The following is a 19,173-nucleotide window of genomic DNA, read 5'->3' on the forward strand; positions in this document are numbered from 1 at the left end:
GTAGGCTCCGGCAGCTACTCCGACACCCGGCCCCCCGGTACGTCGGGCCCCACCACCAACACAGGAACGCCGGTCACGCCCAAGCTGACCGCCGCCGCCCGGAACCGGCCCGTGCCCACCAACGACTGGTGGTCCTCCCTCGCCTTCCAGCGCTACGGCGACAACCCGTACTCGACCCCCATGTACGGACACCCCCTCACCTACCAGGCCGCGGCAGGCGGGCTCGACGTCGGCTACCCGACGACCCCCGCGATCGTCGGTGACGGCCGCCAGTACGAGTACGCCCACAAACGCGACCTCACCATCGGACTGACCGGCCTCAACTCACCCGACACCAAGGCCGACGACTGGTCCGACTGGACGGTCACCCCCCAATGGTCCGACGGCGCCCGCACCCTGCGCACCACCATCGGCCACGGCTCCCCGTTCGTATACGCCAAGGGCTCCGGCGGCAACGCCCAGATCACCACCGCCGGCACGCCCACCGTCTTCGCCGACCAGGGCAACGTCCTCGGCATCACCGTCGCCGGGCATCACTACGCCCTCTTCGCGCCGACCGGCAGCGACTGGAACGTCGCCGGCTCCACCGTCACCGCGGGTCTCGGTTCCAAGGACTACTTCTCCGTCGCCGTGCTGCCGTCCACCGGCGCGCTGGCGACCTTCAAGAAGTACGCCTACAGCTTCGTCACCGACTCCAAGGTCACCTGGAACTACACCGGTGGCACCGTCAGGGCCACCTACACGCTCACCACCGAGGCGAAGGAAGGCACCGAGCGCGGTACCCTCCAGGCCCTCTACCGCCACCAGTGGCTGAACACCACGGACCCCCTCACCCCCTACACCTACGTCTCACCACGCGGCACCATGAAGGTCCGCGAGTCGGCCTCCTTCACCACGAGCCAGAAGGCAGCGGCGGTGCTGCCCGCGCTCCCCAAGTCGAACGGCGTGGACGCCGCCAGACTGCGCGGATATTTGAACGAGGTCGTGAACGCCGCCGACCCCTTCTCCGGCGCCACCGACACCTACTGGACCGGCAAGGCCCTCGGCCGCCTCGCCCAGCTCGTCCCGGTGGCCGACCAGATCGGCGAGACCGGCATCCGCGACAGGCTGCTCGGCCTGATCAAGGGCAAGCTCCAGGACTGGTTCACGGTGGGAGGCGCGAACGAGTTCAGCTACGACGAGGACTGGAAGACGCTCACCGGCTACCCCGCCTCCTACGGCAGCGACACCGAGCTCAACGACCACCACTTCCACTACAGTTACTACGTCTACGCGGCGGCGATCGTCGCCCAGTACGACCAGGGATGGGCCGCCGACTCCACCTGGGGCGGCATGGTCAAGACCCTCGTACGGGACACCGCCAACCCCAGCCGCACCGACACCGCCTTCCCCTTCCTGCGCGGCTTCGACGTCTACGCGGGCCACAGCTGGGCCTCCGGCCATCAGGGTTTCGCCGCCGGCAACAACCAGGAGTCCTCCTCCGAGTCGACCAACCTCAGCGCAGCCCTCGTCCTGTGGGGCTCCGCCACCGGCGACACCTCGCTGCGTGACCTCGGCACCTACTTGCTGACCACCGAGTCGGAGTCGATCGCCCAGTACTGGTTCGACGCCGACGAGCAGGTCTTCCCCTCCTCCTTCCGTCACGACACAGCCGGCATGGTGTGGGGCAGTGGCGCCGCCTACGCCACCTGGTGGACCGCCAACCCCGAGGAGATCCACGGCATCAACGTCCTGCCCGTGACCGGCGGATCACTCCACCTCGGCGGTAAGAAGGCCGCGATCCGGCGCAACATCGCCGAGATGGAGCGGGAGAACGGCGGCCCGGCCGTCGAATGGCGCGACATCCTCTGGGAGTTCCAGTCCTTCGCCGACCCGGCTGCGGCCAAGGCGAAATGGGACGCGGGCCACGCCGGCTACACCCCGGAGGAGGGGGAGTCGAGGGCGCACACCTACCACTGGATCAACACCCTCGACACCCTCGGCGCCCCGGACGCCACCGTGACCGGTGACATCCCCACCTCCGCCGTCTTCACCAAGGGAACGACCCGGACCTACGCGGCCCACAACCACGGACCGACGGCCCGCACCGTCACCTTCTCCGACGGCAAGACACTCTCCGTGCCCGCCCGTTCCACCGCGAGCGGCACCGGGACCGGTTCAGGGGAGCCCGACCCCGACCCGGATCCGGACCCGCCGACCGGCAACACCTTCCAGTTGCGCGGCGGTGGCGCCCTGACCACGGAGACCGGAGGCACGGCGGGCAGCGACACCATCGCCTCCGCCGGCGGCGCCAACCACGACGGCACCCCGTACCAGCCCCTCGTCTACGAGGCCCGCGGCGTCAACGGCACGCTCACCCCGGGCGCCCAGACCGCCTTCCGGCTCCAGGTGGACGCGGGCAGCACGGTCGGGCTCGGCCAGCAGGCCCGGATCAGCTACGACTTCACCGGTGACGGCGACTTCGACCGGACCGAGACGTACCACTACTTCGCGACCGACCCGGTCACCGGATGGGAGGAATACACGCAGGCACGCGGTCTCAAGGCGTCCACGGGTACACCGCGCGATCTGAACGGCGGCACCGTACGCCTCGAGGTGTGGAGCGCCATCGGCAACGGCACCTCGAAGCTCCAGACGGGCACGGACAAGTCCGTGCTGGTGATCCCTTACAGCTGAACCGGCGAAAAGCCGGCGGCGGGCATCGGCGTCAGGCCGATGCCCGCCGCACCAGTGTGGTCGGGGTGATCACGGACGCCGAGGCGCTGCCGCCCGACTCGTTCAGCAGCCGGACCATCGGCCAGAGCATGCGCTCGATGTCCTGGCGGACCGTGGTCGAGGCCGGCCCGCGCCGTGCAGGTTTCATCCACGAGTCCTGAGACCAGAATTGAGCGACTTTCACACCGGCTCCTACACGGTCAGTTTGAACCGCTTCGGGTCTGATGGCGGCTCGGGGCGGGATGTAGTCGTTGTGTGGTTGTGGGATGGCGGTGCCCGCTTCCAGATCCGACGTGCTGGGAGGGCGGGCGGCGCGCCTGAAGGCGGGGTCGCGTTGCCGGCGCTGTACGCCTTCTTCCCGGCCCGGAGCCGGCAGTGCCCGCGTCGGAAGCTGCGCAAGCAGCCAGTGGTCACGCGGGACGACCTGTTCGAGCTGCCGGTCCGCCTGAACGGTTGCCTTGCGCTGGAGTGTGCTCCGGGTCGGAGCGTCGCAGACACCGCGGCGCACGAAGCCCGTGCCGCCCGGGGCCTCCCACGGGATGCCGGGCGGGGGAATTTGTCGCTAGATGGATGAAGGGCTTCGTGCCGTCCGAACGACGAACGAGTATGCAGGGAAAGGCTGGGCCACGGCATGCAGAAACGCAGTCTGCGGGACCTCCGGGTATCGGCCATCGGCCTGGGGTGCATGGGCATGTCCGCCTTCTACGGATCCGCCGATCGGGAGGAGGGGATCGCGACCATCAGGCGCGCTCTCGACCTCGGGGTGGACTTCCTCGACACCGCGCAGATGTACGGGCCGCTCACCAACGAGTCGCTCGTTGGCGAGGCGATCCGGGGGCATCGCGACGAGTACGTGATCGCGACGAAGTTCAACTACCGGATGGACAACGCCGTACCCGGCGACATGAACACGGTCGGCCCGCAGGATGGCTCGGCCGAGCACGTCCGGAGCTCGGTCCACGGCTCCCTGCAGCGTCTGGGGACCGACCACATCGACCTGTACTACCAGCACCGGGTCGACCCGAACGTGCCCATCGAGGAGACGGTCGGCGCGCTGGGCGAGCTGGTAGCCGAGGGCAAGGTGAGGTACATCGGCCTGAGCGAGGCGAGCGCGGAGACCGTCCGGCGTGCCCACGCCGTGCACCCGATCACCGCGGTGCAGAGCGAGTACTCGCTGTGGTCACGGGACGTGGAGGCCGAGGTGCTGCCAGCCTGCCGGGAGCTGGGCATCGGCTTTGTGCCGTACTCGCCACTCGGCCGCGGTTTCCTCGCCGGGCGGTTCACCTCGCCGGACGAGCTGGACGCGAACGACTGGCGCCGCGAGAACCCGCGCTTCCAGGACGCCAACCTGGAGGCGAACCTGCGGCTGGCAGCAAAGGTGAAGGAGATCGCCGCCGAGAAGGACGTGACCCCGGCCCAGTTGGCCATCGCCTGGGTGCTGGCCCGGGGCGAGCACCTGGTGCCGATCCCGGGCACCAAGCGCCGCGCCTACCTGGAGCAGAACGCCGCCGCGGTCGACATTGCGCTGACCGAGGACGACCTGGCCCGCATCGATGCGGAGCTGCCCGAGGCGGCGGGTGAGCGGTATGGCGAGGCAGGAATGCGAGCCGTCAATCGCTAGTACTGCGCTCGCGTACGCGAGGGGAAAACACCCGCCCGGGTGCCGCCGCAGAAGATGGGCCGGGCCGCCGTGGTCGGGGCGACCCCGGGCCCGACCACGGCTGGTCGGACGGGTGGCGGGGTGTCCGAGACGACAGTGAATTCGAACAAGAGATCCAATGCCGATGTGGATGCCACCGACTCCCCCGACGACCTGGTACAGACGCAGCACGCCTGGAACGCCACCTACGATGTGCTCGCCGTGCCTTACCGCCCTGCACCGCCGCCTGCTGCACCTGTCCCTACGGCTGTGGCGGCACCCGTACCGGAACACCGCCCGCTCGGTGCCGGCGGCGCGCACCGAGCGGCGGCAGCCGGCCCGTACCCGGGGAGCAGCGCGGGCCGCATGAACCGCGTCCGGGCGTCGCGACCACCAGGAACCGGGAGCTCTCCTTGCAGGACAAGATTTGTCGTCCCTCTTGCTCTTCACGCATTCGGCGAGCGGCGATGTCGTCCTCTGGCTGCGGCGGAGAGCGCCCGACAGTCGGAGGGCGGCCGCCTTTCGGAGGCAGGCGCGGTACGGGGCGAACTGCTGGACGATTTTCGACGGCGGCACGGCGCAGTTCTTCCTGTCCGTGCTCACCGGCGTGGTGAATCCGCTCAGCGAGCGGAGCGCAGGAACAGGCTCGCACCTGTTCGTGAACCGGCGCGAGGTGTGAGTACCGACGCGAACGCCCTCGACTTCTCCCCGGCGGCCGTCGACGGCTCCCCGTCCGCGCGTTCACCCGCGGACCAGGCGCCCCAAGGCCCACCGGGCGGGGCCGGCGTATGCCGCGAGGGCGACGGCCGGTCCCTCGGCCCGCAGTGTCGTGGCCGAGCCGGCCGCCTGGGGGAACACCTCATGACGCAGTCGCATGTGTACCGGTCCGAGCCGGACCCGCCAGGTCCACTGCCGTCGTTCTTCGTCGACGCACTCCACGACGAAACTCGCGGTGGCACCGAACAGCGAGACCACCTCGCCCCGCATGCCTGGTGCGATCCGTTCACCGGCCACGCGCACCGCCCTGATCTGCGGCGACCACGCCGGCCAGCAGGCGGGTGAGACGTAACGCGACCAGACGTCCTCGGCAAGGGCCGGTCCCGCGGCCCGCAAGGTCATGACGGCCATCGGGCCGGTACCCGGTCAGCCGACCTGGCCGTGGACGAACTCGTTGAGGGCCTTGCCCGGCCGCAGGCCCGCCTCGCCGTCCTCCTGATGGAAACTGCCGAAACCGGTGAGGGTGACGGTCTTCCCCGCCCTGAGCGCCTCGGCGATCGCACCCGCCCGGTCGATGGTGCCGAACAGGGCATCGACGACCCGGCCGACCTCCTCCGAGGACAGATCACCACCATTCGCCGCCATGTGTGTGACCGCCTCGACCAGCCCGGACCTGTCCATACGACGCACCCGCTCCTCGACGATGAAGTCCCGCGAAGCCGCAACCCGCCCGACCGGCCGGCCACCGCTGTCCGACACCACCATCGTGACACCGCCACAGCGGCCCCGCACGCAGCGGCGCTCGACCGTACGCTGCCCGTGTGCACAGTGTGGAACTGCTGCCCGACCTTGCGACCGAGCGGGCCGTCCGAGACGTATGGCGCCGCCTCGCTGACGCGGGCCTGCCCAGCCTCGCCACCCACCCCCACCCGACCAACCGCCCCCACCTGACCCTCGTCACAACCGACCACCTTCCACCCCAGACACATGCCCACCTGAAACACTCCTTCGCGCAGGCCCTTCCCCTCCCGCTGCGGCTCGACGGGCCCCTGCGGTTCTCCGGCCGGACGAGGGTGCTGGCCTGGGCGGTCCGACCCGACGAAGCGCTGGTGCGCCTGCACGAAACGGTGTGGCGGATGCTGCGTGACGCACCGGAGAGCGGAAGCACGAACCCTCTTCTCGACCCCGTGCGTTGGGTCCCGCACGTCACCCTCAGCCGCAGCCGCGGCACCGTTCGGGCCGAGCTGCCCGACGGGCTGTTCCCCCACACGTCCGACGCACTGCCCGGCATCCTGACAGGGTGGTGGACATCCGCCCGGCACTACGACTCGGTCCTCCGCACCGCCGAACGCCTGGGCCCCTGACACACTCCGCGCCCGGCAGCCCCGGCCGGGCCGCATCCGCGAGCACCGCCGTGCAGACGCTCACCGGTTGCCCACCACAAGTCGGCAGACCATACAGGCGGCCCAGCCACCGACGATGGCATGACCGCCGTCCGCCTCCGAACCCGGAGCCCGCATCGAGGTCATGCCACCGTTTCCGCCCGGGACCCACCGCCCGGCCCGAGCCCGGCGGCAGCCGGGCCGTTCTTCTGGGCATGGTCGAACGGGGACCGGGCGCCGCAGCGAAGCCGGACCGGGACGGAGCCGGGCGTGCGAGGACCGGGCAGGCCCAGGGCGGAACGGCCCGGACCGGGGCCGGACCCGCGCGGAACGAGTTCGAAGCCGCTGTACCGACACTCCGGGAGTGACCGGCGAGGTGGCGTCCCGGACGTGATCACCGCAGTGCTCCGTCGTGTTGTCGCCGGACGCCGACCGAGGCGGTCAGAACGCGTACCTGATCCGCAGCCGCGGGGCATGGGCCGCGCTCAGCTCCCGCAGGCGGGTGAGGGCGTCGAGCTTGACCTCGCGGGCGTAGCGGACGTCGAGGGCGCCGTTCTCAGAGCGTTTGGTCTCCTGGGCGGCCGGCTGCCACAGGAGGTCCTCGGCCCGGGGGCGCCGGCCCAGGTCGGCCTCGTGGAGCTGCTGGTTGTGGGTCAGCATGACGATCCGGGCGGTCGCCTGCTCCTTCACCCGGCCTGGAAGGACATCGTCCATACGGACGAGCAGGTAGGTCCAGCCCCGCTGCCGGCCGGGACGCGGCTCCACCGGGGAGAGGGTGAAGTGGATTTCGTAGCCCGAGTCCAGGAAGACGGGCGGTGGCCCAGCCGTAGAACCGTTCGCCCTTGGCTCCCGGCCCCGCCGACAGACGCTGCCATGCCCCGGGCGGGGCTTGGGTGATGAGCTGGTCGATGCGCGGGCCGTGAACTGGCTGGGACATGGAACCGCGCGGTTGCTGTGCCCCCTGGGCGGACAGAACACCTACGCTTCTCGGTCTTGGTGCTGACGGTGTTCGTCACCGCCGCCGTCGCCGGTTTGCGGGCGGGTGTGCCGGTGGGCGGCCCCCTTGGAGTGTGGGCACGGGGTCGGCTGTCCAAGGGCCGTCAGCCCTTTCATCGGAGTTGAGCATGTCCGGGCCGTAAAGATCGTGCAGCCAGTTGGATTGGTAAATGGTGTCGAGGTAGCGCTCGCCGAGATCCGGGGCGATGGCCACCGCGGTGAGTTCACGCGTGTCATGGTCGGCCAGCCAACGCATCGCGCCGCTGACGACCGTGCCGGTGGAGCCGCCGAAGAGGAATCCGCGTCTGGCCAGGCGATGGCACGCACGGATGGTGTCCGTCTCCTCGACGTGTATCACCTCGTCCACGTAGGACTCGTCGAGGAGCGGCGGAGGCATGCTCATGCCGAGCCCGGGTACCATGCGGCGGCCCGGCGCACCACCGAAGGTCACCGAACCGACGCTGTCCACTGCGACGATCCGTACCGGCCGGTGCCACTGGCGGAAGTAGCGTGCGCAGCCCATCAGGGTTCCGGTGGTGCCGGCCCCGACGAACAGTACGTCCAGGTGCGGGAAGTGCTGGGCGATCTCCGGCGCCGTTTTGCGGTAGTGCGCCTTCCAGTTTCCCGGGTTGGTGTACTGACTGAGCCACACATACCGGTCATCGGAATCGCACAGCGCACGGACATAGTCGATCCGCGCGCCCAGGAAGCCGCCTTTGGCATCCAAGCCGGCGATGGTGTGCACCCGGCTGCCCAATGCCTCCATCAGGAGTCTGGTCGACAGGTTGCAGCGGGAGTCCGTCACGCACAGGAACCGATAGCCCTTGCTCGCCGCGATCATGCTCAGCGCTACGCCGAGGTTGCCGGACGAGGACTCGACCAGGATCGAATCCGGCTTGAGGGTTCCGTTTCGCTCGGCGGCCTCCACCATCTCGGTCGCGGCCTTCAGCTTGATCGAGCCGGCGAAGTTGAAGCCCTCACACTTCAGGAACAGGGAGCGCCCGAGGATGGGCTCAAGGTCGACATAGAGCTGGGACTCGTTGAAGGCATGGGGAGCGGATATGACGGGCACGACGGCCTCCTCCTCATCTGCGGCAGGGCGCTCTCGGACGGTTATCCGTAACGGCGCAGTTCGTGGAAGAAGTCGTCGATGACGTGGAGTTCTCCGGAGCGGACCATTTCGTCGTAGACGTACTTGCCGACCGCGAGGTCGAGCACCCCGAGGCCGAAGGGTGAGAACACCACCGGTCGGCCCGCAGGCACTGTCACCCGCCCGGCCATCACGTCGTCCAAGGTGCCCTGCAGGAAGTCCCGGTTACCCGTGAGCTGCTCGGCCAGATGCGGCGAGGTGTCGGCCTTCAGACAGTGCTCGACGTCATCCACGATGTTGGTTGAAGCGAGAACGATCTCCGGCGCGAGGTCGCGCAGGGACACGTGCAGAACCACAGGATTGTGCGAGAACCACGTAGGGTCGCTGACGTGCGGCTCACCGGCGACGGTGGCGAAGACCACCAGGTCGCTGCCACGGATCAGTTTCTCGGCGCTGTGGTGCACCGTGATCCGGCCTGTGGTGCCCGACCGCTCGAGGTAGCGGCGGAACCCGGCCGCGCTGTCGGCGGCCAGGTCGTGTACGCCTGTCTCGTCGAACGACCAGCCGTTGCCGGCCAGGAACGTGTGGATGTAGCGGGCGATCAGGCCCGTCCCGAAGAACCCGACACGTGTGGGCCGTGGCCGGTCCCGGCTGAGCCGATCCGCGGCCAACACCGCGGACGCGGCCGTCCTGGTGGCGCTGATGATGGAACTCTCCAGGCAGGCGAACGGGTAACCGGTGTCCTGGTCGTTGAGGATCAGCACGGCGGATGCCCTCGGGATGCCGGCCTGAACGTTCTCCGGGAAACTGGAGATCCACTTTACGCCGTCCACCCGTACGTGCCCGCCGATCGAGGCCGGCAGCGCGATGATCCGGGAGGTCGGGCGGTCGGGGAAACGCAGGAAGTACGACGGCGGGTTCACCGAGTCACCGGCGCCGTGCAGCCGGTAGGTGCCCTCGGCCAACTCGACGATCTGCTTCTCACGCCCCTCCAGCACCTGCTGGACCTGGGCACCGGAGATCACCGCGAAGGGGCGCACGGTGTGCGGTTCGCTTGTTGCGGACGCCGTCACGCCGGTGGGGACTCTGGTCATCGGGCGGTCACCTCGAAGGTCGGCGAGCAGTCGGACAGTCGCACCGGGTCGGCCATCGCGACGAGTACGTCGCGTGGTCCCTCGAAGGGCTCCCGGCTGTGCGCGGTGCGTAGGTTGTCGACGATCATCAGATCGCCGGTCTGCCACGGCTCGCGTGCGGTGTTGGTCTCGTAGACCTTGTTGAGCAGCTGCACCACGTCCTCGCCGATCGGGTCGCCGCTTCCGAAAAGGGTGTTGAACGGCAGCCCGTCGGCGCCGTAGACCTCGACGAGGTACTCGCGGACCTCGGGGGCCAACGCCCACTCGTTGAGGAACGAGACCTGGTTGAACCAGCAGCGCCGGCCGTTGACCGGATGGCGCATCACGGCGCTGCGGCGCTGCCTGGTGCGCAGGGACCCGTCGGGTTGCCATTCGAACTCGATCGCGTTGGCGCGGCAGTAACTCTCCACAGCGCCCCGCTCGTCGGTGCCGAACGCCTCGATGAGGGACGACCCGATCTCGTCGTTGTAGCTTCGGGTGAGCAGCCAGCCCTCCCGCTCGAACCGCTCGGTCAACGCGGAGGGCAGTTCCTCGAGCACGGTCGCCGCGTCGGCCACTCCGGTCGCCCCGCCCTGGTGGGGCGCAGCGAGGCAGGCGAACAGCATCAGGCCGGGGAACTCGAGCGTGTAGCTCTGTTCATGGTGCATGCACATCGGCTGGTTCGGCGGCCACTGAGCCGAGGAGTACACGCCGTCGGCGTAGGTCCGCCGGGGCGCGAAGGGCTCCCTCTCGGCCATCAGTCTGGTGCTCAGCCGCTCGAAGACGGCACCGGCCCCGGCCACATCGGACAGCCCGAGGCCGCGGATCAGGACGCAGCCGTGCTCGGCGACGACGGCGCGCAGCGCCTCCTGGTGCTCGGCTGCCCAGCGCGGCGCGTCGCCGGTGATCTCGGCCCGCAGTATCGGAGGTCGGCCGGGCTGGAGTTCGACCTCGTCGAGCAGCGACGCCGGGGATATGGAGGACATCCTGTTTTCCTTTCAGTGTGCAGCTGTGTGTGCCCCTCAGGAAGAAGGCAGTAGTTCGGCGGTGTGCAGCACGGCCTGCGCTGCCTCGGTCGGACAGATGCGCAGGAAGTAGTGGCCGCCCTCGGCGAGTTCGTACAAGTCGACGTGGACCGCGAGAAGCTCCCAGTCGCGGTGGCGTCGTCGGTGATCAGCCGTCATCGGGTCGTCGGCGGTGACGACCACGGTGACCGGCACGGACAGCTTCACCGCCGGGGGAGTGTCGAGGAGATCTGCGAAATAGCGGTGTGCGGACACGCAGTCGTGCCGATAGGCCGCACCGATGTGCTCGGCGCGCTGCGCATCCAGCTCATGGAGCTCGGCGTAGCCACTGTCCGCGCTCAGCTTCACGGCGATCTCGGCGTCGCTCAGCCCGATCAGCTCGGTGACGGCGTTGCGCCGCTCAGCGGCATCGCCGAGCAACTGCGCGCCGATGAAGACCCGTTCGACATCCACCCCACGCTCGTTCAGCTGCCTGGCCGTCTCCACGGCGAAAGCCGCGCCCGACGAGTGACCCCACAGCAGGACTCCGCGCAGGCCGTATTCGGTGATCTCGGCGACGACCTGAGCAACCACATCTGCCATCGACGCGAAAGGCCCGCTCTCGGCGGCCACGTCGTGACCGGGCAACTCAACGGCGTAGACCGCGATCCCACTGCCCTGCAGCGCCTTGGCCATCGGCTGGAAGTTCACCGCGTTGCCGCCGGCGTAGGGGAAGCACACCAGGGCACCGGTCGGCGCACCGTCCGGTTCGCACAGCGACTGAAGCAGCCCGGAACGCCGATCGGACCTGCCGTCGACCAGCGCGGCCAGATCGGCGAGCACCGGATGCCGGGTCACGTCCTTGAGCGATACCGCGCGGTCCAGGGTGATCGCCAGCTGTACAGCTGACAGCGATGTGCCGCCTCGGTCGAAGAAATGGGCCCGTCGATCGATCTGCGCCTGCGGGATGCCGAGCACTTCCGCCCAAGCGGCCGCCAACCGTTGCTCGGTCGGCGTCCCCGGCACGTGAAGGCCCTTTTCGTCGTCTTCGACGACGTCTGGTTCTTTCACGAGCGCCGCCAGGGTCCTCTTGTCAATTTTGCCGTTGGCGGTCAGCGGCAGCCTTTCCCGCCAGTGGAAGGCCGACGGCACCGTGTACTCCGGCAGCGACTCACCCAGCCGGCCCCGCAGGTCCTCGACGGGGAGCGGCCTCGGGCCGGAGTAGAAGGCCACAAGGTGCTTGCTCCGGTCGGGTGGCTCGGCGACCACCACCGCACCGTCGCGGACACCGGGGACCCGCAGCAGGGTGTTCTCGATCTCGCCGATCTCGATCCTGAAGCCACGGATCTTGACCTGGGTGTCGCGACGCCCGAGGAACTCCAGTTTGCCCTCGGGCAGCCAGCGGCCGTGGTCGCCACTGCGGTAGAGCCGGGCTCCCTCGCGGTGCGGATCGGGCATGAAGGCCTGCTTGGTGCGGTCGGGGTCGTTGACGTATCCACGGCCGACGCAGACGCCGGAGAAGACGATCTCGCCGGGGGCGCCGAGCGGCACCGGTGACAGGTGCTCGTCGACGACGTAGACGTGCACATTGCTGACGGGGGGACCGAGCGGGACCCGTTCGCGGTCCGGCACCCGGTCCAGGACCTCGTGGTTGGTGTCGTCGCAGGTCTCGGTCAAGCCGTAGGCGTTGACCAGCTTGATGCCGGGCTTGGCCGCGAACCAGCGCTGCGTGAGCTCCTTCTTCAACGCCTCACCGGTGACGGACACGCACCGCAGACCGGGCAGCTCGCGCGGGTGCTGTTCCAGATACGTCAGGACGACTTCGAGGTACGACGGCACGACCTGGAGCACGGCGGCCCGACCGCGGGCGATCCTGTCGACGAACCGCTGGACGTCCAGGATCACCTCCTGCTCGACCAGCAGGGTCCGCCCGCCCACCAGGAGGGCGGACAACAGTTGCCACAGCGAAATGTCGAAGCACTGCGGGGCGGTCTGGGCGACCACCTGTCCCTCGTCGACGTCGAGCTCCAGGTCCTCGATCTTGGCGTAGAGGTGGTTGAGCATGCCCGCGTGCTCGCACATCGCGCCCTTGGGCTCTCCGGTGGAGCCCGAGGTGAAGTAGATGTAGGCGAGTTGGTCCGGTGTGACGGCGATGCCCAGGTCGTCGTCGCGATCGCCCTCGTCGTACGCCGTGCCGATGAAGAGCTTCTGGACTGCTGGTAGCGATTCCAGGGCCTGGTCGAGCGAGGCGGTACTTCCGGGTTCGGTGAGCACGAGCCCGCACTCGGCGCGGGAGAGCACGGCCGCGATGCGCTCGGCCGGGAAGCGCGGCTCGACGGGCAGATACACGCCTCCGGCCTTGAAAACCGCGAGGACGGCGGCCATCCAGTCCAGGTTTCTCTCGGTCACCACCGCGACGACACCTTCGCGTCGCAGCCCCCGCGCCAACAGGGCTCGTCCCAGCTGATTGGCACGAGCGTTGAGCTCCTGGTAGGTCCACTCCCGGTCGCCGTGCACGGCCGCTACGGCATTCGGGTGCAACCTCACCCGCTGTTCGAACAGCTCGTGCATCCGGGCGTCCGGCAGGGCACGGCGCGGTCCGGACAGCCCTTCGAGCTGGAACCGGAGCTCCTCGTCGGAAAGCAGGCTCTGCCGCGCGTGCTCGGCATCCGGATCCGCTGCGATGAGTGCGAGCGCGGTGAGGTGGTAACCGGCGATCCTGGCGGCGCAGTCCGCGTCGAGTACGTCGGTCCGGTACCGCAGTCGCAGCGTGGGTCGGCCCCTGTGCTCCGAGAACGCCATCCACAGCACGGTGTCTCCGGCGAGATCGCCTGCGACGCCCGCCGGACAGGGACCGAAGGCCGGATTCGGATCGAGTACGGTCTCGACCGACGGTCCGGTGAGGTCCAGCTCGCGCCTGAGTTCGTCGACCGGAAAGTCCTTGTGCGACAGCAGTTCCGACGCGACGCGATGGGCGTCAACCAGTAGCGCCCGCCATGATGTCGGTGCGGTCGTCAGCCGGCAGGGCAACGGTTGGCCGCCCTCCTCCACGACGTAGCCGCTCGTGACGTCGTGCTCGCCTGACAGCGCGGCGAGTACCTTGGCATGCGCGGCCAGCATCACGGAGCCGAGAGGCATCGTGAGATCTTCCGCCAACCGGCGCAAGGCGTTCATGACGTCGTCCGGAATCGTGGCCTCGTGCTCGTCAACGCCCTTCATCGGACGGAGCGTCCACCGAGGGATCGTGGTGGATCCGCCGGTGACGAGCACACCGCGCCAGAACTCCTGGTCTGCCACTCGTGTTGCCATCGATCAGTCCCTCTCCACTCGCCGTGGCCGCCGTGTCTGTCGCCGCCTACCCGGCCGGTTCCTCTGTCGTCGTTGCTGTCGGCGGACCGGCAGGCCGGACTGTCCGGCCGGTCGAGCCGGCTTGACCCGGGTGGTTCTGTGCTACCCCTGCCGCGCCAGTGCCGACGGCTGACCGGAGGCATCGCTCATCTCCGTGGCCGGGTTTCCACCCCACCGCGCGTGCTGCGGGACTTCCTCGCCCTTCATGAGAAAGGAGTCGGGTGCAAGTACTGAGCCGTCCCCCATCGTCACTCCGTAGTGGACGTGGGAGCCGACACCGAGGGTGCATCCGTCCCCTATCGTGCTGCGCTCGGACTTGAAGGTGCCGTCCTCCTGCGAGTGGCATTGGATCTTGCTCCCCGCATTGAGGGTGCAGTCGTTCCCGATGGTGGTGAGCATCCGCTCCGTCAGATAGCAGCCGTCATCGAAGATCCTGCTGCCGAGCCGGACACCCAGGAGCCGCCAGATCACGTTCTTGAAAGGGGTGCCGTTGAAGATGTTGAGGTACTCGTCAGGAACCTTCCACAGACGCTCGTGCCACCAGAAGTACGGGTCGTAGATGGAGCACAACTGCGGTCGCAGCCCGCGGAAAGCCACAATGGCACGCTCCACCAGTACGAAATAGAGAGGGGTGAATGCCAGGCTGAGCACCAGGAATGCCGCGATTGCTCCATTTCCGAGGGATTCATACAGTTCGACATTCGTGAGGGCAAGCACCGTGACGGCGAAGAAGAAAAACCATCGTACGAGCAGGAAGAGGACCATCGACCGGATGTTGAAGCGGTTCTTGGCAGCGAGGTTGCTGCGCAACTCGGCCCCGGTCCGCATGTGGTCGAACCGCAAGTCGCGCTCCACCGACCGGGGAATCTCGAAGCACGGCGAGCCGAGCAGACCCACCCCTTCGCGTACCTCGCCATCGAGTGGAATCATCACCTTCGTCGCGAGGAGACAGTCGTCGCCCGTCTTCGCCCCCGACGGATACGCGATGTTGTTCCCGAGGAAGTTGTGCCGCCCGATCGACGCACGGGACACCCGGAAAGACGTGCTCGAAAAGTCGGCATTGACGATCGACAGGCCGTCAGCGATCATCGTGCCGTTGCCGACAGAGCACAGATACGGGGTCTCGTGCTGCACTTCCGTGCCGAAGTTGGACCCGGTCTGCTCCACCTGGGAAAGGTCGTATCCAAGGCCGCGCAGATAGTGGACGATGTAGGAGCTGTCACCGAAGAGCCATGTGAAGAACTTCAGGTTGGTGATGCGTGTGATCGCCCGGTGCGTTGAGTAATGAAAGCCGTACAGCGGATATACCTTGTCCGGTTTGACGAGCAGATTCAGCAGGCGCGGCACGGTGAACAGAACGACGATGCCCACGACGACGAAGCTGAAGAACAGAACGCAGGACACGATCAGCGCATCGACATAGAGCTCGGGCGACACGAGCCCTGTCATGCCTGGTTCCAGCCGGTCTTTCAGCGCCGGGACTTCTGTCAACAGCATGTACAGGCCCCCGACGGCCAACGGCACGGAGAGGAAGAACAGCTGACCCACTGTGGCGAGGCCGAAGCCGACTCGGCGCAAAGTGCCGCACCTGGCGGGCGGGACCCGCACGTAGTCGAACTCTGTGCGCTGCGCCGGAGATCCGTGCCACCGCTGGTCGCCGGGGACCGCCTGGCCGCTGTGCAGTGATGACGTATGGCCGAGCTGCGCCCCGTCGCCCATCGACGTGGCAATGTCGAGCACGGTCTTCTCGCCGATGAACACATTTTGGCCAAGGGTGACCGGGCCCGTCTGGATACGGCCGGCGTGCGCCCGGTAGCACAGGAAGAACGACTCTTTGCGGATCACCGTGCCGGCGCCGATCGTGAGCAGGTCGGTGCAGACCGGAACGCTGCGCGAGAGGATCGTGACACCCGTGCCGATGCGTGCGCCGAGTGCCCGTAGGTAGAGCACATACAGGGGGTTGCCGACGAAGAAGACCATCGGGTTGGCGTGCAGCAGCACCTTGACGGTCCAGAAGCGCAGATAAGTCAGACCCCAGACCGGGAACTCACGTTCTTTCCACCGGCCGATAAGGATCCATTTGGCCATGATCGGGAAAGTGCACATGCCGAGAAAGCCGGCACCGCCGAAGGCGACCGATCGCAGGTAAATATCCGTCACATTCGAGCCGGCGGATATCCATTCATAACCACGTTCGGCGAGAATTGCAGCGAGGAACGAATATCCTAGGAAAAGCAGAAACTGTAGCACTCCGCAGAGGATGTACTGCAGCGTACCGATTGGAGTCGCAGCCTCCGAGGATGCTGGGTCCGGCGAGCTGACGGGGGCGGGTGTGGCAGCGATACCGGTTCCGACATCGGTACCGGTATCGGTGAGCGCCGTCGCCAGGCTGCGAATCGTCCGGTAACGGTAGATGTCCTTTATCGAAACGGACGGTAGATCCGTCCGTTTCCTGACGCGTGCGCAGAATTGCGCCATCACCAGTGAATTAGCGCCGAGATCGTCGAAGAAATTACTGTCGACCGACACCTGCTCGACGCACACGACGCCGGCGAGTACCTCGGCTAGGTTCCTTTCCGTGTCTGTCGGCGGGCTGTTTTCTTTCGATGGACCGTGTGTCCTGTGTTTGGCGACTCCAGATTCATCCGGCACGGTCGTCAGGGACTCGGCAGACTTCTCCAGCATGCAAGCTCCTCGAGTAATCACGGAACCATCGAGCTCTAGTCTCTGTCGTCCACCGGCGGGGTGCCACTCGAGTCGATCACGGTGCGTGACATGAGGAGTCGTCGATGCCGGGGGAATCGGTTGCAACGGCCCCGGCGCCGGGCATGCAGAGCAGGTTCGTGTTACTGAGAGGGAACTCGTGGTGTTGTGTCTTTGCTCAGTCCGGATTTACCGAATGGGTTCCCGAGAGATCGTTCGTCGTTCTGTGGACCTCGGTGCGGCGACCGAGGACGCCCGGATCGAGAAGCGACGCCACCAAACACGCAGCGGTGAGTGGTGGGACCCCCATCGGACCCGGTTCCTGATCTTGTGCAATGTTGAGCTGGGGGCGGAGAACGCCCGGCTCCTCGAACGGCTGTGACATTCCAAGGAGAACGTCACGGCACTGCCGGTCCCCTCCGGCCCCGGACCACCGGCAAGTCCGCAGGAAACGCACGGTGAGGCGTTTCTCGACTACCCTCTGCGCATCAACGGCGAGGCAGGCCACGGCGGAAGGACTCCGCCACGGCCCGTGGTTCGGGCCTAATACTCCAGCCGTAGATCGTGATCTTCATGTCCGATTCGCGGCTTGTCGTCGGTAATGGCTGGCTTGGGCTCGGGCCTGGTGGCGGCGTCGCCAGGCGGACCAGGCGAGCCGGTGGGCTACCTCGCGCACGGGCCGGACGACCAAGGTGATGAACAGTCGCTGGATCTCGTTGCAGGTGAGCGGGATGAGCCCGTCAGGTGCGGGGTGCCGGGCGTGTTCGTCGGCGCGGACGACGGCGAGGAAGGCGTGAGCGAGCATGGCCAGGGTGACCCAGCGGGACCAGGAGGTGTAGCGGCGGACTTGGTGCTCGTCGAGTCCGGCCAGGCCCTTTCCGGACTGGAAGGTTTCCTCCACCCGCCACCTTGATCCAGCGACGCGGACCAGGGCGGTCAGGGGCACCGGGGCGGGTGAGAAGCAGCGGTAGTAGGCCAGTTCACCGGTGGTGCGGTTGCGGCGGATCAGCAGCCGGCGGCTGCCGGGGCGGGGTTCGGCCAGGTCGATGACGGCCCAGTCGTAGAAGCGGTGCCCCTTGGCGCCGGCCCCGGCCGACAGCTTCTGCCAGGCCCGCTTGGGCACCTTCGCGGCCAGGGCATCCGCGCGGAACTTCCCCGCGCCGGTGGTGACTTCATGTGAGCAGGCGACGGCGAGCACGTAGCCGACCTGGCGCTCTTCCAGCGCGGTTCGCAGCTTCGGGTTGCCGCCGTAGACCTCGTCGCCTGCGACCCAGCCGGCGCGGTGCCCGGCATCGAGAAATCGGCCGATCATGCGGGCGGCCAGCTCCGGCTTGGTCGCGAAGACGGTGTCCTCGTCCAGGCCCGCGGCTCGGCAGCGATCTGGGTCGCGCGTCCAGGAGCGCGGGATGTACAGCTCCCGGTCCACCGCCGCGTGCCCGCGCAGTCCCGCGTAGACGAGGTAGACAGCGACTTGCGCGTTTTCGATCTTCCCGGCGGTGCCGGTGTACTGACGCTGGGCACCGACGGTGTGCGTGCCTTTCTTCACGTCCCCGGTCTCGTCGACCACCAGCACCGCGTCCTCGTCGTGCAGATGCTCCAGGACGTACTCGCGCACGTCATCGCGCACGGCGTCGGCATCCCATCGGGCCCGGCCGAGCAGGTGCTGCATGCCGTCCGGGGTGGCCTCTCCGGCCCACTCGGCGATGCTCCAGCAGTTTTTGCGTGGCAGGTCCGACAGCAGCCCCAGCACCAGATCCCTCACGCGGCGCCGGGGTTCAACCCGGGCGAACCGGCCGGCTATCCGGCTCATCAGGCCCTCGAACGCCTCCTGCCAGCGGGCAGGGTCTACGCTGTGACCTGCGGCCACCGCAAGATCGTTAGTCTTCACACACCGATGATCAGCGGTGGCCGCAGCCTTCCCGCAGCCGGCCCACGAGCAAGATCAAGGTCTATGGCTGGAGGTCGCGCTGGTACCAGGTGCCTGACTTGCCGCCGAGATCGGCAGGGGTGGCCGGGCCAACCGGGACGAATCCGGCCTTGGTCAAGACTTTCTGGGACGCGGCGTTGTCGTGGGAGGTGGTCGCCCGCAGTGTGCGCAGTCCGTGCATCGCTGTCGCCGTCCGGCACAGCTCCCGGACGGTCGTGGTCGCCACGCCGCGGCCGGCGACCTGCTCCGCGACCCGGTAGCCGAGTCTGGCAGTGCCGTCCTCCAAGTCGTACAGGTTGAACCTGCCGAGTACCGAGCCGTCCTCGGCGACGAGCGCGTAGAAGGCGCAGCTGCCGGCCTCCTGCTCGTCCAGCAAGGCGTTGTACCGGTCGGTGAACTGGTCGAAGAAGTCGTCGCCGCGGTCGGAGATCGAGGCAGCGAAGTAGGTGCGGTTCGCCAGCTCGAAGGCCAGGACCGCCGGGGCGTGGCCGGCATGCAGCCGCTTCAGCTCGGGCATCGCCCGACTCTACCCAGATCGTG

Annotated in this window: 14 protein-coding genes and 1 pseudogene; 4 read left to right on the forward strand and 11 right to left on the reverse strand. The window is 67.9% G+C overall.

What is annotated here, in order from left to right; translation table 11 throughout:
• Positions 1-2,676: glycosyl hydrolase (locus tag ACFP2V_RS16370; protein ID WP_381212081.1), on the forward strand; the 2,676-nt coding region annotated here is incomplete at its 5' end.
• A gap of 31 nt (positions 2,677-2,707) precedes the next feature.
• Here the strand turns inward: ACFP2V_RS16370 and ACFP2V_RS16375 are convergent.
• Positions 2,708-2,863 (reverse strand): hypothetical protein, encoded by a 156-nt coding sequence (locus ACFP2V_RS16375; protein WP_381212084.1) that lies wholly within the window; start codon positions 2,861-2,863, stop codon positions 2,708-2,710.
• Between the two features lie 483 nt (positions 2,864-3,346).
• On the opposite strand from ACFP2V_RS16375, the gene ACFP2V_RS16380 reads away from it, so the two are divergent.
• Together ACFP2V_RS16380 and ACFP2V_RS16385 are read left to right on the forward strand one after the other, a co-directional pair.
• Entirely contained in the window at positions 3,347-4,336 is a 990-nt protein-coding gene (locus tag ACFP2V_RS16380; protein ID WP_381212087.1) for an aldo/keto reductase, read from the forward strand.
• Positions 4,337-4,781: 445 nt separating this feature from the next.
• Positions 4,782-5,033 carry a hypothetical protein gene (locus ACFP2V_RS16385; protein WP_381212089.1) on the forward strand — a complete coding sequence of 84 codons (252 nt, stop codon included), beginning with the start codon at positions 4,782-4,784 and terminating at the stop codon, positions 5,031-5,033.
• Between the two features lie 62 nt (positions 5,034-5,095).
• Here the strand turns inward: ACFP2V_RS16385 and ACFP2V_RS16390 are convergent, their stop codons facing one another.
• Positions 5,096-5,473, reverse strand: coding sequence for an SRPBCC family protein (locus ACFP2V_RS16390; RefSeq protein WP_381212092.1), 378 nt, complete (start codon positions 5,471-5,473; stop codon positions 5,096-5,098).
• Between the two features lie 24 nt (positions 5,474-5,497).
• Entirely contained in the window at positions 5,498-5,752 is a 255-nt protein-coding gene (locus tag ACFP2V_RS16395) for an HU family DNA-binding protein (RefSeq protein WP_381212095.1), read from the reverse strand.
• Positions 5,753-5,892: 140 nt separating this feature from the next.
• On the opposite strand from ACFP2V_RS16395, the gene ACFP2V_RS16400 reads away from it, so the two are divergent.
• Complete coding sequence (locus ACFP2V_RS16400; protein ID WP_381212098.1) at positions 5,893-6,435, forward strand: 2'-5' RNA ligase family protein; 543 nt, start codon at positions 5,893-5,895, stop codon at positions 6,433-6,435.
• Positions 6,436-6,894: 459 nt separating this feature from the next.
• Here the strand turns inward: ACFP2V_RS16400 and ACFP2V_RS16405 are convergent.
• The 8 genes and pseudogenes from ACFP2V_RS16405 to ACFP2V_RS16440 all read right to left on the reverse strand — a co-directional run.
• Positions 6,895-7,260, reverse strand: a pseudogene (locus ACFP2V_RS16405) (spore photoproduct lyase family protein); the annotation flags it as partial.
• Positions 7,261-7,465: 205 nt separating this feature from the next.
• A complete protein-coding gene (sbnA, locus tag ACFP2V_RS16410) occupies positions 7,466-8,521 on the reverse strand; it encodes a 2,3-diaminopropionate biosynthesis protein SbnA (RefSeq protein ID WP_381212100.1) in 1,056 nt (351 codons plus the stop codon).
• A 41-nt stretch (positions 8,522-8,562) separates the two neighbouring features.
• Positions 8,563-9,633, reverse strand: a complete 1,071-nt coding sequence (gene sbnB, locus ACFP2V_RS16415; protein WP_381212103.1) for a 2,3-diaminopropionate biosynthesis protein SbnB — start codon at positions 9,631-9,633, stop codon at positions 8,563-8,565.
• Positions 9,630-10,637, reverse strand: a complete 1,008-nt coding sequence (locus tag ACFP2V_RS16420) for a TauD/TfdA family dioxygenase (RefSeq protein WP_381212106.1) — start codon at positions 10,635-10,637, stop codon at positions 9,630-9,632. Before ACFP2V_RS16420 ends, sbnB begins: the two co-directional genes overlap by 4 nt.
• A gap of 36 nt (positions 10,638-10,673) precedes the next feature.
• Positions 10,674-13,964 carry a non-ribosomal peptide synthetase gene (locus ACFP2V_RS16425; protein WP_381212109.1) on the reverse strand — a complete coding sequence of 1,097 codons (3,291 nt, stop codon included), beginning with the start codon at positions 13,962-13,964 and terminating at the stop codon, positions 10,674-10,676.
• A 141-nt stretch (positions 13,965-14,105) separates the two neighbouring features.
• A complete protein-coding gene (locus ACFP2V_RS16430) occupies positions 14,106-16,688 on the reverse strand; it encodes a Pls/PosA family non-ribosomal peptide synthetase (protein ID WP_381212112.1) in 2,583 nt (860 codons plus the stop codon).
• Between the two features lie 589 nt (positions 16,689-17,277).
• Positions 17,278-18,516 carry an IS701 family transposase gene (locus ACFP2V_RS16435; RefSeq protein WP_381212201.1) on the reverse strand — a complete coding sequence of 413 codons (1,239 nt, stop codon included), beginning with the start codon at positions 18,514-18,516 and terminating at the stop codon, positions 17,278-17,280.
• 139 nt (positions 18,517-18,655) lie between these two features.
• Positions 18,656-19,150, reverse strand: a complete 495-nt coding sequence (locus ACFP2V_RS16440; RefSeq protein ID WP_381212115.1) for a GNAT family N-acetyltransferase — start codon at positions 19,148-19,150, stop codon at positions 18,656-18,658.
• Positions 19,151-19,173: the final 23 nt, after the last annotated feature.

Origin of the sequence: Streptomyces incanus, from assembly GCF_042656345.1 — a bacterium.
GTDB classification, from domain to species: domain Bacteria; phylum Actinomycetota; class Actinomycetes; order Streptomycetales; family Streptomycetaceae; genus Streptomyces; species Streptomyces incanus.